Annotated in this window: 11 protein-coding genes and 4 tRNA genes; 2 read left to right on the top strand and 13 right to left on the bottom strand. The window is 61.2% G+C overall.

Annotated elements, in window-relative coordinates:
- Positions 1-51: 51 nt before the first annotated feature.
- The 4 genes from P3T17_RS03055 to gltX all read right to left on the bottom strand — a co-directional run bounded on the left by P3T17_RS03055 (position 52) and on the right by gltX (position 2,060).
- Positions 52-128: transfer RNA gene (locus tag P3T17_RS03055), tRNA-Asp, on the bottom strand.
- A gap of 106 nt (positions 129-234) precedes the next feature.
- Positions 235-310, bottom strand: a tRNA-Glu gene (locus tag P3T17_RS03050).
- Positions 311-465: 155 nt separating this feature from the next.
- A tRNA-Ala gene (locus P3T17_RS03045) sits at positions 466-541 on the bottom strand.
- 109 nt (positions 542-650) lie between these two features.
- On the bottom strand, positions 651-2,060 hold the full coding sequence (gene gltX, locus P3T17_RS03040; RefSeq protein WP_429404632.1) for a glutamate--tRNA ligase: 1,410 nt from the start codon (positions 2,058-2,060) through the stop codon (positions 651-653).
- Between the two features lie 389 nt (positions 2,061-2,449).
- On the opposite strand from gltX, the gene P3T17_RS03035 reads away from it, so the two are divergent.
- Complete coding sequence (locus P3T17_RS03035) at positions 2,450-3,424, top strand: patatin-like phospholipase family protein (protein WP_429404630.1); 975 nt, start codon at positions 2,450-2,452, stop codon at positions 3,422-3,424.
- A gap of 140 nt (positions 3,425-3,564) precedes the next feature.
- Here the strand turns inward: P3T17_RS03035 and P3T17_RS03030 are convergent, their stop codons facing one another.
- From P3T17_RS03030 to P3T17_RS03010, 5 genes are all read right to left on the bottom strand, one after another.
- On the bottom strand, positions 3,565-4,239 hold the full coding sequence (locus P3T17_RS03030) for a C40 family peptidase (protein WP_074264227.1): 675 nt from the start codon (positions 4,237-4,239) through the stop codon (positions 3,565-3,567).
- A 139-nt stretch (positions 4,240-4,378) separates the two neighbouring features.
- The gene (locus P3T17_RS03025) at positions 4,379-5,986 is read right to left on the bottom strand and encodes an ABC transporter ATP-binding protein (RefSeq protein WP_074266021.1); all 1,608 of its coding nucleotides are present in this window, start codon (positions 5,984-5,986) and stop codon (positions 4,379-4,381) included.
- 11 nt (positions 5,987-5,997) lie between these two features.
- Positions 5,998-7,104, bottom strand: coding sequence for an ABC transporter permease (locus tag P3T17_RS03020; RefSeq protein WP_429404628.1), 1,107 nt, complete (start codon positions 7,102-7,104; stop codon positions 5,998-6,000).
- A gap of 1 nt (position 7,105) precedes the next feature.
- A complete protein-coding gene (locus tag P3T17_RS03015; RefSeq protein ID WP_074264225.1) occupies positions 7,106-8,143 on the bottom strand; it encodes a microcin C ABC transporter permease YejB in 1,038 nt (345 codons plus the stop codon).
- Between the two features lie 64 nt (positions 8,144-8,207).
- Positions 8,208-10,133, bottom strand: a complete 1,926-nt coding sequence (locus P3T17_RS03010) for an extracellular solute-binding protein (RefSeq protein WP_429404626.1) — start codon at positions 10,131-10,133, stop codon at positions 8,208-8,210.
- 111 nt (positions 10,134-10,244) lie between these two features.
- On the opposite strand from P3T17_RS03010, the gene fabI reads away from it, so the two are divergent.
- Positions 10,245-11,036 (top strand): enoyl-ACP reductase FabI, encoded by a 792-nt coding sequence (fabI, locus tag P3T17_RS03005; RefSeq protein WP_429404624.1) that lies wholly within the window; start codon positions 10,245-10,247, stop codon positions 11,034-11,036.
- Positions 11,037-11,120: 84 nt separating this feature from the next.
- Here the strand turns inward: fabI and P3T17_RS03000 are convergent, their stop codons facing one another.
- From P3T17_RS03000 to tilS, 4 genes are all read right to left on the bottom strand, one after another.
- Complete coding sequence (locus P3T17_RS03000) at positions 11,121-11,453, bottom strand: hypothetical protein (protein WP_074264222.1); 333 nt, start codon at positions 11,451-11,453, stop codon at positions 11,121-11,123.
- 465 nt (positions 11,454-11,918) lie between these two features.
- Positions 11,919-12,012: transfer RNA gene (locus tag P3T17_RS02995), tRNA-Ser, on the bottom strand.
- A 192-nt stretch (positions 12,013-12,204) separates the two neighbouring features.
- A complete protein-coding gene (locus tag P3T17_RS02990) occupies positions 12,205-13,455 on the bottom strand; it encodes an aspartate kinase (RefSeq protein ID WP_074264221.1) in 1,251 nt (416 codons plus the stop codon).
- Between the two features lie 432 nt (positions 13,456-13,887).
- Positions 13,888-15,366 (bottom strand): tRNA lysidine(34) synthetase TilS, encoded by a 1,479-nt coding sequence (gene tilS, locus P3T17_RS02985; protein ID WP_429404623.1) that lies wholly within the window; start codon positions 15,364-15,366, stop codon positions 13,888-13,890.
- Between the last annotated feature and the right edge of the window lie 17 nt (positions 15,367-15,383).

Genomic DNA, 15,383 nt, shown 5'->3' with positions numbered 1-15,383 from the left:
TTACACCTTTAATGAAAAAGCCCGTTCAAGTTCACATGAACGGGCTTTGTCTGGCGGAGTGGACGGGACTCGAACCCGCGACCCCCGGCGTGACAGGCCGGTATTCTAACCGACTGAACTACCACTCCAGTCTTTACACCCAGGCTTGCGAGCGTCGGTTATTTCTCTGCAAGCTGCACCGCTTTTTTTGCCGTCGAACCTGCTTCATTCGAACATTAAAGCGACGCTGATGTTTGGCGTCCCCTAGGGGATTCGAACCCCTGTACTCACCGTGAAAGGGTGATGTCCTAGGCCTCTAGACGAAGGGGACATAATCTTTTCAGATCTGTCTTTATCTTGCTGCTAATTGACGTTAAATTCAGCCAGTAAGCAGCGAAGACCAATATTCTAACTACATTGTTACTGCTTGTGAAGTCTTTTTTGCTACCGCATCCGGACACCGGAAAAGACTTCAATCTGCTCTGATGGTGGAGGTAAGCGGGATCGAACCGCTGACCTCTTGCATGCCATGCAAGCGCTCTCCCAGCTGAGCTATACCCCCTTGCAGAACAGAAACGAGATTTTAGAGAGCAAACCTCGCTTTGTAAATACCCTCTGAGTGATTCCATGCGACTTTTTTCAGGAGTCGCATGCAATCCCTCTCACGCCGCTCAGGCCGACGCTTTTTCGAGGCGGCTCACCACCACATCGCGGCCAAACAACATCAACACCGCATCGATCGATGGTGTGTGCGTCGTACCTGCTACGAGCAGACGCACCGGCATGGCAAGCTGCGGCATCTTCAGCTTGTGGGCGCCGAGCGTGGCCTTGAATGTGGCCGAGATGCTCTCCTTGGTCCACTCCGCGCTCTTCAACGCAACCGCGAGTTCGGCGATGGCCGGCCGCACCGCATCGGTCACATGCTGTGTGAGCGCTTCCGCTTCGGGCGCAGGCGTGCGATAGAACATCGCGGCGTTCTCCGCGATCTCCTTGACCGTCGTAGCGCGATCCTTCAGCAGGCCCACGACGGCGACGAGATCTGCGCCTTGAGCAATCGTTGCTTCCTCGATGCCCAGCTCCGCGAAGAACGGTCGCGTCAGTTCAGCCAGACGTGCGTTGTCTGCTTCCTTGATGTAGTGCGCGTTGAGCCACTTGAGCTTGTCGTGATCGTACTGAGCCGGCGACTTGCCGAGGTGCTCGAGGTCGAACCATTCGACGAACTGTTCGCGCGAAAAAATCTCCGCATCGCCGTGCGACCAGCCCAGTCGCGCGAGGTAATTCAGCACGGCTTCCGGCAGAAAACCGGCATCGCGATAGCCCATCACGCTCATCGCGCCATGACGCTTGCTCATCTTTTCGCCCTGCTCGTTCAGCACGGTCGGCAAGTGCGCGTAGACCGGCGGCTCGCCCCCCAGCGCGCGCAGGATGTTGATCTGGCGCGGCGTGTTGTTGACGTGATCGTCGCCACGAATCACGTGAGTGATACGCATGTCGAGGTCGTCCACCACCACGCAGAAGTTGTAGGTCGGCGTGCCGTCCGGACGTGCGATCACGAGATCGTCGAGCTCTTCGTTCGAGATCTCGATAGGGCCTTTCACCGCGTCGTCCCACGCCACGACGCCCGTGAGCGGATTGCGAAAGCGCATCACGGGCTGTACGCCTGCCGGCGGCGTCGGCAGCACCTTGCCGGGTTCCGGGCGCCAGGTGCCGTCGTAGCGCGGCTTTTCGCCGGCCGCACGCTGACGCTCGCGCAATGCGTCGAGTTCTTCGGTCGACATGTAGCACGGGTAAGCCAGCCCCTGCTCGACCATCTGCTTGACCACTTCGCGATAGCGGTCCATGCGCTGCATCTGGTAGAACGGGCCTTCGTCGTAATCGAGCCCGAGCCACTCCATGCCTTCGAGGATGGCATCGACGGACGCTTCCGTGGAACGCTCCACATCGGTGTCCTCGACCCGCAACACGAAAGCGCCCTTCGTTTTGCGCGCGAACGCCCACGGATACAGCGCAGAACGGATGTTGCCGAGATGGATGTAGCCAGTGGGGCTCGGTGCGAAGCGGGTGCGAACGGAGGTGGTCATAAGCGGTTACTCGGAAGGCAGGCGCCGGCGCGCGGCAGTGAAACACCAGCAGGCGCGGCAGCGGAACGCGTCCATGCGGCAACAGTCGCCGCGCACGGAGGCGGATGAAAAATGCAAGAGCCGAATTATACCTTCCGACGGCCTGTTCCCAGCCCTCGCGCGCGCGAAGCGCGGCGTCGTGACAGAGGTTTGCGCGAGTCCTGTCGACGCATCTGTAACGTTTTTTCACGCGTAACGCGCCGTCATCAGGCTTTGATTTATGATGTGCGCGCGCCGTGATTCACCTCGATTGCGGCGCCGTAAAAAGAACGCCACGGGCGATCCTGTTCGCTTGAAACGCGGCCGCTCTGGAACCCTCTGTGGGACCGGCGCCGTTGCTGGAGAAATCGTTGACACAGTCCACCCCACGCCTTACCCGCCGCAGCTTCTCGATTGCCGCGGCGTCCGCTGTCCTGACCGCCTGTACAACGGCTGGCAGCCGGCCGGAGACCGCCTCGCAGCCGCCGCTCAATACCGCGTCGACCAATCCGCCGGCCACGCCATCTGTCGTCCCGCCGCTCGCCCGACCGCAGCGGCCCATTCGCATCGGCCTGGCCCTGGGTGGCGGCGCGGCGCGCGGGTTCGCGCATATCGGCGTGATCAAGGCGCTCGAGGCGCGCAACATTCAGGTGGATCTGGTGGCGGGCACCAGTGCCGGCTCGGTGGTGGGCGCGCTCTATGCCTCCGGCATGAACGGCTTTGCGCTCAACAAGCTCGCGCTGACCATGGATGAAGCCTCGATCAGCGACTGGGCCATGCCGTTTCGCACGCGCGGCTTCCTGCAGGGCGTGGCGTTGCAGAATTACCTGAATACGACGCTGAACAACCGTCCGATCGAAAAGATGGCCAAGCCGCTCGGCGTGGTCGCCACCGATCTGAACAGCGGCCAGCCGATCCTGTTCCAGCGCGGCAACACGGGCATCGCCGTGCGCGCCTCGTGCAGCGTGCCGTCGATCTTCGAGCCGGTGACGATTGGCGGCCATGAGTACGTCGACGGCGGTCTGGTGAGCCCGGTGCCCGCGTCGTTCGCCCGCAAGATGGGCGCGGACTTCGTGATTGCCGTGGACATCTCGCAGCGCCCTGAAGCGGGCCTCACGACCAGCTCGTTCGACGTGCTGCTGCAGACCTTCACGATCATGGGACAGACCATCAAGGCCTACGAGCTCGACAAGTACGCGGATGTCGTGATCCGCCCGAATCTCGCGGCCATGAGTGGGAGCGACTTCTCGCAGCGCAACGCGGCCATTCTGGCCGGCGAGGAAGCCGCCGCGAAGATCATGCCGGAGTTGCAACGTAAGCTTGCGGCGAGCCGCGTCGCGGTATAACCGGGTTCCACCCGGGCGTCCGCCGAAGGTGCCGTTTGTACGTTTTGCACCCTTTTCGCCCTTTCCGGCGAACAAAATAAAAAAGCCTGCTTCGCAAGAAGCAGGCTTTTTTAACAGTGGATCTTTTTTGGTGCGAGGCGTCAGTTATTCCCGCCGCCGATCGCAGCATTGACACGCTGCTTCAGATCCTGCGAGCCCTGATAGGACGTTTCGACCCGGCGTGCACCAGTGAAGCGCTTTTCCCAGTAGCCATCATCCAGATCGTCGACGCGGATAGTGCTGCCGGTAGACGGCGAATGCACAAACTTGTTGTCGCCGATGTAGATGCCAACGTGCGAGAACGTGCGCCGCATCGTATTGAAAAACACCAGATCGCCCGGCTTCAGGTTGCTCATGCTGACCTTTTCACCAACCCGGCTCATTTCCTCAGCGCGGCGCGGCAGGGCCATGCCCAGCGTATCCTGAAACACGTAACGCACAAAACCGCTGCAATCGAGGCCGGAGTCCGGCGTATCGCCACCCCAACGGTAACGCACGCCAATCATATTGAGCGCGCCGACCACCACATCACCCGCTTTGCCTGCCATGCCGGACAAAAACGACCGCGCGCTGCTGCCGGTGTCGGTGCTTGCGCTGGAATTTTGCGAAGTGGGAGCGGACAGCGGAGTCGACCCATCCTGGGTCGAAAATGAGGCATTCTGATTGAAACTGCTTACTTCGTCGGCGAAAGCGCCGGGAGCTGCTGCCATCAGTACGCCAATGAACATCCCGGCGACGACGCGCGTACAAGCCTGGGTTAAGTTTCGGTGCTGCATTGGTCGGTAGTTATTGCCTAAAAATCAGTGGAGAATCAGTAGCATACGGAAAAAAGTTTGGTCGATACTAGCCAGTAAGTATTCGTGTGTCAAAACAAATAGAAAAATACAATCGAGACACGCACCCAATTGGTGAATTTCAGTCCACGAGCGCCGCTTGCAGAAGCTTTCGAGTGTAAGGATGGGCGGGCGTCGCAAAAATCTGCTCAACCTCCCCCGATTCCACGATCATACCGTTCTGCATGACCGCGACCCGGTGCGCCATCGCGCCGATTACCGCCAGATCGTGGCTGATGAACACGAAGCCGAGGTTGTACTTGCGTTGCAACCCGGCCAGAAGCTTGAGCACCTGCTGCTGGATGGAGACGTCGAGTGCACTGGTGGGTTCATCCAGGATCAGGATGCGCGGTTCGAGCACCAGCGCCCGGGCGATCGCGATGCGTTGCCGCTGTCCGCCGGAGAACTCGTGCGGGTAACGGTACAGCACCGTGCGGTCGAGCCCGACTTCGCGCAGCACCGCAATCACCTTCTCGCGCCGCGCCGCTGCGTCCATCTGCGGACGATGCAACGCAAGCCCCTCGCCGACGATCCGTTCGATCGTCTGGCGCGGCGACAGCGAACTGAACGGGTCCTGAAAGACCACCTGCATATTGGAGCGCAGGACCGTCTGCTCGTGTCCGCGGTAACTCGCGAGCGCCCTGCCCTGAAACTCGATCTCGCCATGCGCGGTGCGCTGCAAGCCGAGCAATGCCATCGCCAGCGTCGACTTGCCCGAGCCCGATTCACCGACGATGCCGAGCGTCTCACCCTGCCGCACCGACACCGTCGCATCGGCAACCGCGCGGAAACGTCCCGAGCGGAACCAGCCGCCGAGGCCCGGCAGCTTCGTTTTGAATTCGACCGAGACGTCACGCGCCTCGAGCAGCACCGGTGAGATCGGCAATACCGGCACCACGGTGCGCTCAGGCCGGCTTTGCAGCAGACGTTGCGTGTACGGATGCTGCGGCGAATTGAAGACCTGCTCGACAGTCCCGCTCTCGACCAGCACTCCACGCTCCATCACCGCCACGCGCTGCGCGAAATGACGCACGAGGTTCAGATCGTGCGTGATCAGCAGCACTGCCATGCCGCGTTTTTCCGCTTCGTCGCGTTGCAGTTCGAGCAGCAGCTCGACGATCTGCGCGCGGATCGTCACGTCGAGCGCGGTGGTCGGCTCGTCGGCGAGCAACAGACGCGGACGGCACGCGAGCGCCATCGCAATCATCGCGCGCTGGCGCTGTCCGCCGGAGAGCTGATGCGGATAACTGTTGACCCGCTTGCCGGGCTCCGCGACACCGGTACGCGCGAGCAGAGCAACAGCACGCTTGCGCGCCTCCTTCGCCGGTACGCCATCGTGGATCACGATCGTCTCTGCGATCTGCTCGCCCACGGTATAGAGCGGGTTGAGCGCCGACATCGGCTCCTGGAAGATCATCGCGATAGCCGAGCCGCGCAGACCACGCATCTCGCGTTCGCTCTTTGCGAGCAGATCCTCGCCGTTAAAGCGGATCGCTCCGCTCACCTCGGCATCGTTCAGCAAGCGCAGGATCGACAGCGCCGTGACGCTCTTGCCCGATCCCGATTCACCGACCAGCGCTACGCGCTCGCCACGTTCGATTGCGAGCGTGACGTCGTTCACTGCGACGGTGTCGCCGAATGTCACGTGCAGATGATCGAGCTCCAGCAACGGCCCTGGCATGCCTTGCATCGTCTGTTCGCTCACTGGTTACCTCCAGCGCGCATGGCATCGGAGATGCGGGTGTCGAGTGCATTGCGCAGCGCATCGCCCATGAAGGTCAGCAGCAGCAACATCGCAACCAGCACGCCGAAGGTCGACAACGAAATCCACCATGCGTCGAGATTGTCCTTGCCCTGGGCGAGCAGTTCGCCGAGGCTCGGAGTCGGCGGCGGTACGCCGAGACCGAGAAAATCGAGGCTGGTAAGCGCGAGGATCGCACCGCTCATGCGGAACGGCAGAAACGTGATGACCGGTGTCAGGCTATTGGGCAGAACGTGACGCCACATGATCTGCCAGTTCGACAAACCCATGGCCCGCGCCGCCCGCACATAGTCCTGGGTGCGATTGCGCAGGAATTCCGCGCGCACATAATCGGACAACCCGATCCAGCCGAATAGCGAAAGCAGCACGATCAGCAGGATGAAGCCTGGTTCGAAAATCGAGGCGAAGATGATCAGCAGATACAGCTCGGGCAACGCACTCCAGATTTCTATGAGCCGCTGCCCGATGATGTCGGTCTTGCCGCCGAAAAAACCCTGCACCGCGCCCGCGAAAATACCGAGGACCGTGCCGATCAACGTGAGCACCAGCGCGAATTCGACCGACACGCGAAACCCGTAGACGAGGCGCGCCAGCAGATCGCGGCCGCGGTCATCGGTGCCGAACCAGTTGTCATGCGAAGGCGGCGCGGGATTGGGCGCCTTCGAGAAATAGTTGAGCGTGTCGTAGTAATACGGATTCGGCGGATAGACCGCGAAATTGCCCGGCTTGCTGAAACGGTCGCGCACGTAGGGATCGAGGTAATCGGCAGGGGTCGGAAAATCGCCGCCGAAGGTGATTTCCGAATAGGTGTTGAACAACGGGAAATACAGATGCCCGTCGTAACGGACCACGAGCGGCTTGTCGTTCGACCATAGCGGCGCCGCGAGACTCACCGCAAAGGCGACGATGAATACGATCAGACTCCAGTAGCCGAGGCGCTGCTTGCGAAAGCGCTGCCAGACGCGGCGCGCGGGCGACGGCGAGATAAACGCGCGCACGGGCTCGTTGCGCGGCGCCAGCTCGGCTCGGGTACGGGCTCGACTCAAGTCAGCGCTCCAGTTGTTCGAATTGAATGCGAGGATCGACCCAGACGTAGCAGAGGTCGGAGATCAGCTTGGTGGCTAGCCCGATCAGCGTGAACAGATACAGCGTGCCGAGCACCACCGGATAGTCGCGCTGCACGACCGATTGGTACGACAGCAGGCCGAGGCCGTCGAGCGAGAACAGCGTCTCGATCAGGAGACTGCCGGTGAAGAACGCGCCGATAAACGCGCCCGGAAAACCGACGATCAACGGCAGCGAGGCATTGCGAAACACATGCTTCCATAGCACGCGCCGCTCGGAGAGACCCTTGGCTCGTGCAGTCAGTACGTACTGCTTGCGGATCTCGTCGAGGAAGGCGTTCTTGGTCAGCATCGTGATTACCGCGAAGCTGCCTACTACCGAGGCAATGATCGGCAGCGTGATGTGCCACAGGTAATCCAGTATCTTTGCGCCGACGCTTAGTTGAGCCCAGTTGTCGGAGGTGAGACCGCGCAGCGGAAATAGCTGCAGGAAAGAGCCGCCGCCGAACAGTACGAGCAGCAGCACGCCGAGCACGAAACCAGGAATCGCGTAACCGATCAGCACGATCAGGCTGGTGACGAAATCGAAGTGCGAGCCGTTGCGGATTGCCTTGGCGATACCGAGCGGCACCGAGATCAGATACGTGAGCAAGAAAGTCCACACGCCGATGCTGATGGACACCGGCAGCTTCGAGACCACCAGCGACCACACGCTTTGATGACGGAAATAGCTCTGCCCGAGATCGAAGGTCGCGAAGCGTTTGAGCATCAGCCCGTAGCGTTCGAGTGGCGGTTTGTCGAAGCCGTAGAGCGCCTTGAGCTGCGCAACCTCCTGCGCGTCGACGCCGTTATGCGCGCGTAGCCCGAACGGTGCGCCGTTCTCGTTGCCCCTGCGCAATTCGTGCACCATCTGTTCAACCGGGCCGCCGGGCACAAACTGGATCACAGCGAACGTGAGCGTCAACACGCCGAGCAAGGTCGGGATCATCAACAGCAGGCGTTTGAGGATGTAGCTCCACATGGTGGCGTTTCCGGTGCGCTAACGTGAGACGTTGAAATGACGCATAAGAACCTGGCGGACCGCTTCACTTCTGCGGTTTGAACCACCACGTCGAGGTGATCCAGTCATCCGGAGCATAGTACAGCGGCAAGGTCTGCGGCCAGGCGAGTTCACGTCTGAACGCGACCCGGTGAACCGCGCTGTACCACTGTGGAATCACATAGTAGCCATGCAGCAGCACGCGGTCGAGCGCGTGGGTAGCATCGACGAGTTGATCGCGCGTCTGCGCCTGCACCAGCGAGCGCAGGATGGCATCGACTGCCGGCGATTTGACGCCTATCAGATTACTGGAGCCGGGGGTATCGGCTGACTTGCTGCCGTACCGGTCGACCTCCTCCGTACCCGGCACCTGAACGTCCTGCATCCGGATAGTCGTTACGTCGAAGTCGAACGAATCAAGACGCTTCTGGTAGACCGCGAAATCGCTGGTGCGAAATTTCGCGGTGATGCCGAGCTTCTGCAGATTGCGTGTCAATGTAGCGACGATCGGCTCCATCGAGGTGGCCGACGCCGAATCGTCGAGGATCTCGAACTGGAACGGCTGTCCCTTGGCATTGCGCAATGCCCCATCGCGATAGGTCCAGCCGGCCTGCTCGAGCAGCGCTCGTGCCTCGAGCAGGTTGGCGCGCAACGAACTGGGCGGATCCGTGTCCGGCTGTTTCGGCGGTGGCCCGAACACCGCCGGATCGAGCTGGGCTCGCCACGGGTTGAGCAGAGCGAGTTCGCCTGCTGACGGCAGCCCCGTTGCCTGCAGGTCGGTGTTGACGAAGTAGCTGTCGATACGTGTATAAAGATTGTAGAAAAGCTGGCGATTGAGCCATTGGAAATCGAGCGCGAGGTCGAGCGCCTTGCGCACGCGCACATCCTGGAAGAGCGGCCGCCGGGTGTTGATAATGAAACCTTGCATGCCGGTGCCGTTGTGCTGCGGGAATTCGCGCTTGATCAGCTCGCCGCTATCGAATTTCTTGCCAACGTCGCGTCTCACCCAGCTACGCGCAACATACTCGACAAACGCGTCGTATTCTCCGGCCTTGAATGCTTCGCGGCGCGCCGTGTCATCCGAATACAGCTTGTACACGATGCGGTCGAAGTTGTAGGTACCCACCCGAACCGGCAAATCGGCGCCCCAGTAATTCGGATCGCGCCGGTAAGTGATGGTGCGGCCGTTGTCGTATTGCTCGATCAGATAAGGACCGCTACCGATCGGCTTTTCAAACGTCAGTTGATCGAACGGAATATGGCTGCCGTCCGGCTTCGCTCCCCACTTGGGAGAAAACACCGGAATGGCGCCCGCTAACAACGGCAACTCGCGGTGCGGCTCATCGAAATCGAAGCGGATCGTGAGGCGGTCCACCACCACTGCGCGCGTGATCTCAGCGAAGTACGCGGCATATGCCGGTGAAGCCTGCGGGCTTTTCAGCGTATCGAGCGAGTATTTGACGTCCGCGGCGGTCACCGGATCGCCGTTCGAAAAGCGCGCGCGTGGATTGATGTGGAACGTGGCCGAGCGGCGATCAGGGGCAATCTGCACGTCATCGGCCAGCAGGCCATATGCCGATGCCACTTCATCCGAACTGCCGGCGAGCAGACTCTCGAACAGAAAGCCCGTCCCCGGGGCCGCATTGCCGCGCAACGTGAACGCGTTGAACTTGTCGAAACTGGTTTGCCGGTCCGGATTGCCCAGCACCAGTGTGCCACCCTTCGGCGCGTCCGGATTGACGTAGTCGAAGTGCTTGAAACCGGGTTGATATTTCGGATCGCCGTACTGTGCAATCCCGTACGATGCGTACGCCGGCTGCGCCCCCAACAACGCCGCGGTAGCCCCCGCCAGCAAAAGCAGCGCCGCCGCGAAACCTCCCCGTACACCGTGCGAACAGACCCGCGAGATTCTTTCCACCATGGCGCGCCTGCGTGCCCGAGGCGCTTGAATCCGTGGCGAGCCAGTTGTCATGGGGGCCTTATTGGTCAGTGGGAGGTTGCAATGTGAGAGAATTCTACCTAATAATCCCGCGCGATCCCGCACATCTGAGCTCGCGGCGCGTTGACTTCATTAGGAGAATTCATGGGCTTCCTCGCTGGTAAACGAATCTTGCTGACCGGCTTGCTGTCGAACCGTTCGATCGCATACGGCATTGCACAGGCGTGCAAGCGCGAAGGCGCAGAACTGGCGTTCACGTATGTCGGCGACCGCTTCAAGGACCGCATCACCGAGTTCGCAACGGAATTCGGCAGCGACCTGGTGTTTCCTTGCGACGTGGGTGACGACGCGCAGATCGAAGCGCTCTTTACTTCGCTGAAGGAACGCTGGGATAGTCTCGACGGCCTCGTCCACTCCATCGGCTTTGCGCCGCGTGAAGCGATCGCCGGCGACTTCCTCGACGGCATGACGCGCGAAAACTTCCGCATTGCGCACGACATTTCCGCCTACAGCTTCCCGGCGCTCGCCAAAGCAGCGCTGCCGATGCTGTCGAAAGATGCCGCCTTGCTGACCTTGACGTACCTCGGCGCCGAACGCGCGATTCCGAACTACAACACGATGGGTCTCGCCAAGGCTTCGCTCGAAGCGAGCGTGCGTTACCTGGCGGTTTCGCTCGGCGCCAAGGGTGTGCGCGTCAACGGCATTTCCGCCGGTCCGATCAAGACGCTGGCGGCAAGCGGCATCAAGGGCTTCGGCAAGATTCTCGATTTCGTCGAAGACAATGCGCCGCTCAAACGCAATGTGACGATCGAACAGGTCGGCAATTCGGCCGCGTTCCTGCTGTCGGACCTGGCGGCCGGGGTGACGGCAGAAGTGCTGCACGTCGACAGCGGTTTTAACGCGGTGGTTGGCGGCATGGCTGCTATCGCCGAATAACGCGGCTGTTGGCGCGTAACAACAAAAAAAACCGCCCCAGAGGGCGGTTTTTTACTTTCGGCGCTAGAACGCTACGCGACCGGATCAATAGCGGTGGTCGTGATAACCGCCATGGTCATGGTAGCCGCCGCCGTAACCGCCGTGATGGCGATACCAGTCGTCACGCGCCCAGTAGCGATGGCCGTCCCAGTAACGGTCGCCGTGCCAGCCGATCACGATGGCCGGGCCACCGTAGTACACCGGCGCAGGTTGATAAACGACGGGCGGCGGGGGCGGCGCGTAGACCGGTGCCGGAGCGACATAAACCGGCGCCGGAATACCAATGTTGACCCCAACGCTCACGCCAGCCATTGCTACACCTGACGCACCTAACGCGAGAACCCCGACCAGAAGCGGAACAAGACGAGCGGACTTCATAGAATCACCTTTTTCACAAGTGGTGTGTTGTTGACCGGAATATAGCGCAAGGTAAGGACGCGCGTATTTCAAGTTTGTAAGAACTGATGCATAAAATCGCACCTTGAACCGCTACGTTACGTCTCGTTACAAGCGACGAAGATTCGGTGAAAAGCGGGCCTGCCGGTAACACCTGCCAGACAGGTTTCGGGGTTCGGGATGCTTAAAAGCATGCGTCAGGTAGCGTTCGCTTATGCCCTGCTTCTTTTAATACTAACGATCTGGCTACAGACCCAATCGTTATTGATTCGGCATCCGAAGCATATTCGACACCTGAAGGACGGCCTGAATTTCATACCGCACCAACTACGCACAACTCAGCAGGATTCGCTCATTCAAAGATTCAAATCGGAAGCGATCAAAAACGGCCGCAGAAAAAACAAAACCCCAAGAGACCGCGATCTCTTGGGGTTCCGCCGCCATTGCTGGCGGAGACGGAGGGATTCGAACCCTCGATCCAGGTTTTGGCCCAGATGCTCCCTTAGCAGGGGAGTGCCTTCGACCTCTCGGCCACGTCTCCCAAACTTTCGGTCGCGCAGGGAGTCAGCGCGACGAAGCCAAGATAATAGCGGGCCGAACCACGAAGGTCAATGTTTCGGGAACACTTTTTGTGCCAGATTCGTCACCAACGACGCAAATTCTTCACATCCGTCGCGCGGATGGCACAAAGCATAAATGGGGTACCCGAGAGCGCCCCACCATTCAACGCAAATTACGCCTGATCCAGCTCGAACGCCTTATGCAGCGCGCGCACGGCGAGCTCCATATACTTCTCGTCGATCAGCACCGAGATCTTGATTTCGGAGGTGGAGATCATCTGAATGTTGATGCCCTCTTCCGACAGCGTGCGGAACATCGTGCTCGCGATACCCACATGCGAACGCATCCCGACTCCGACCACCGAAACCTTCGACACCTTCGGATCGCCCAGCACCTGTTCGGCCTTCACATGGTCCTTCACCTGACCCGTGAGGATCTCCATGGCGCGCTGATAATCGCCGCGGCCCACCGTGAACGTAAAGGCCGTTTTGCCCTCGACGCTCTGGTTCTGGATGATCATGTCGACGTCGATATTCGCGTCCGCCACCGGTCCGAGGATCTGGTAAGCGATGCCGGGCTTGTCGGGTACACCCATCACGGCGATACGTGCTTCGTCGCGCTGAAACGCGATGCCCGAGATGACTGCTTTTTCCATGGTCTCGTCTTCTTCAAAAGTAATCAGGGTGCCCGAAGTCATTTCACCTTCGAGCGGGATCAGCGGATCAGTCAGGCTCGACAATACGCGCGTCTTCACCTGATATTTGCCGGCGAATTCCACCGAGCGGATCTGCAACACCTTCGAACCCAGGCTCGCCATCTCCAGCATTTCTTCAAACGTCACGCGATCGAGCCGGCGCGCTTCTTCCACCACGCGCGGGTCGGTGGTGTAGACACCGTCCACGTCCGTATAAATCAGACATTCATCTGCCTTCAGCGCAGCAGCAACGGCCACCGCCGATGTGTCCGAACCGCCGCGGCCGAGCGTGGTGATATGCCCGTCCGGGTCGACGCCCTGGAAGCCCGTGATCACCACCACTTTGCCCGCTTCGAGATCGCGCATCACGCGCTCACCGTCGATTTCGCTAATGCGTGCCTTGGTGAATGCGCTGTCGGTTTTGATCGGCACTTGCCAACCGGCGTAGCTGACCGCGTCGACGCCCGCTTCCTGCAGCGCAATGGCGAGCAGCCCCGAGCTGACCTGCTCGCCGGTGGCGGCAATCAGATCTAGCTCGCGTGGGCTCGGCTGGGCCGAAATGTCTTTCGCGAGACCGAGCAAGCGGTTAGTTTCGCCGGACATCGCCGAGGGCACCACGACCATCTTGTGGCCAGCCTTGTGCCATTTCGCGACGCGCTTCGCGACGTTCTTGATGCGCTCGACCGAGCCCATCGAAGTACCGCCGTATTTATGTACGATGAGTGCCATTGTCGTTCTGAACTGGAGAAGTAACCGCGCTGCCGCGCTGGAGACGACCGCACCGAAGCACAAGAGCTCAACGTTTCAGGAACGACGGCGAAGTGTGAGGGTGGCGGCGTAGATGCAGCGCACGTGCAGCACGCGCGGATTTGCCCGCGAGGAATCGCCAAAGGCCGCTGGCTGGCGGCTCCCCGGTGGCTTATGGTCGCCGGGAAACACAGAAAACGGCCGGAAAACAGCAAAAGCGCATCAAAATGACGGCAATAGCGGCTTCGGGCAAGCATGTTAACGTACCCGATCAGGCGTAAAAAGACAAGCCAAAATGCCGGTAATGGGCGATGCAAAGGCTTGTGTGCAAAGGGGTTACGCCTGCTTTCGACACGTCGACGGCGGTTCTTTAGCGCCAAAGCGGTGCTTCGGCCAGCGCACCCGACCGGTCGGTCAGGCGATCAGGAGATCCTCGCGCCAGTCGATCCGCACGTACGGGCCACGGGCAAACGCAGCGTCGTCCGAGGGCGCGCCAGCAAGGGCGTCAGCGGCATCGGCCTTCGCTGGTAAAGCCGCGTGGTTGACACCGAGCAGCGGTACGAACAGCAGCACGTCTCCCGCGTACAGCAACGGCACGTCCCGCTTCCATGCCGGCACGCCCTGCTCCTGGAACAGATTCTTGAGCGTACGGCTCGGGCCCTGCGCGTTGTTGCGCATGCGCTCGCCGCCGCTGCGCGAGCGCGCGGACAACGGCGCCGTACGCAGAAGCGCGACGGGCACGGCGCGGGGATCTTCAGCATTCGCCTCGGCAAACACGAAGGTACCGCGCCATTGCGGCAGACGCCAGATCGATTCGCCCTGCCAGGCAAATTGGCTGACCGCGCGCGCCACAAGCGCTGTTTCGTCGGCGGCCTCGGCGCTATCGCCCGCTTCCCAGTAAATCTGCCCGCGATAGCTGCGCAGCGCCTGGCCGGCGTGATCGACGCGCAAGCTATGCGCCTCGCCGACCTCGCGCAGTTGCCGCAGCGCGTCGGACAGACGCGCCGTCGACGCGGCCGGCAAGCCAAGTGAACGCATCCAGAAACGCAGCAGGTTAAGCGCACGGTCGTCGTCGAGTGTGAGCACGGCGTCGCGTGACAGCGCGCGGTCGCCGTTGCACGAAGCCGCTTCCATGTCGATACGAGCCAGTCGATCCAGCAGACGCTGTGAGGATGCCGCGTGGGCCGCCGTGCGCGCCAACGCATCGCGATAACCGGGAAAGTGGACGGCCAGTTCGGGCAACACATCATGACGCAGCGCATTGCGCGCATAGCGGGTGTCGGTATTCGATTCGTCGTCGACCCACGCGAGCGTTCTCGCCGCCGCGTACTGCTCAAGTTGCGCGCGCAACAGATGCAGAAGCGGTCGCACGCGGGTCACCGTAGCGCCCGCGGGCAGGTATGCAGGCGCCATCGCCGCGAGGCCCGCCAGCCCGGCGCCACGCAGTAACTGCAGCAATACCGTTTCGGCCTGATCGTCGGCGTGCTGGGCGAGCCACAACGTCGTCACGCCGTGCTGCGCGCACAGCGCATCGAGCGCACGATACCGCGCATCACGCGCGGCCGCCTCGACGCTCACACCGGATTCATGCGCGACTTTGACATGCGCTGCCGCGAACGCGATGCCACGCTCACGCGCGAATGCCTCGCAATGCGCAAGCCACTGATCTGCGTGCGGACTAAGGCCGTGGTGAACATGCAGCGCGATACAGCGCGACGGTCCCGCGACGCGAGCCACGGCGTCGAGCAACACACTGGAGTCGATACCGCCGCTAAACGCCACCGCAACGCGCGCGCCTTCAGCCAGCGCAGGTCGTGCAGGCTGCGCGGAAAGCGCCGCGCCGACCGCCTCGAGTACGAGGCGGTCGGCGGGAGAGTCAGCGGTATCGGTCACGGCGACGAGGCGCGGAG

It is taken from the genome of Paraburkholderia sp. GAS82, from assembly GCF_050436285.1.
GTDB lineage: Bacteria > Pseudomonadota > Gammaproteobacteria > Burkholderiales > Burkholderiaceae > Paraburkholderia > Paraburkholderia phenazinium_B.
This window is presented reverse-complemented; position numbering and strand designations above follow the sequence as displayed.

Bases quoted from the DNA above. Each gene is read 5' to 3' on its own strand.
- gltX (WP_429404632.1), bottom strand. From the start codon at position 2,060: ATGACCACCTCCGTTCGCACCCGCTTCGCACCGAGCCCCACTGGCTAC.
- P3T17_RS03030 (WP_074264227.1), bottom strand. From the start codon at position 4,239: ATGCAGCACCGAAACTTAACCCAGGCTTGTACGCGCGTCGTCGCCGGG.
- P3T17_RS03025 (WP_074266021.1), bottom strand. From the start codon at position 5,986: ATGCAAGGCATGCCAGGGCCGTTGCTGGAGCTCGATCATCTGCACGTG.
- P3T17_RS03015 (WP_074264225.1), bottom strand. From the start codon at position 8,143: ATGTGGAGCTACATCCTCAAACGCCTGCTGTTGATGATCCCGACCTTG.
- P3T17_RS03010 (WP_429404626.1), bottom strand. From the start codon at position 10,133: ATGACAACTGGCTCGCCACGGATTCAAGCGCCTCGGGCACGCAGGCGC.
- fabI (WP_429404624.1), top strand. From the start codon at position 10,245: ATGGGCTTCCTCGCTGGTAAACGAATCTTGCTGACCGGCTTGCTGTCG.
- P3T17_RS03000 (WP_074264222.1), bottom strand. From the start codon at position 11,453: ATGAAGTCCGCTCGTCTTGTTCCGCTTCTGGTCGGGGTTCTCGCGTTA.
- P3T17_RS02990 (WP_074264221.1), bottom strand. From the start codon at position 13,455: ATGGCACTCATCGTACATAAATACGGCGGTACTTCGATGGGCTCGGTC.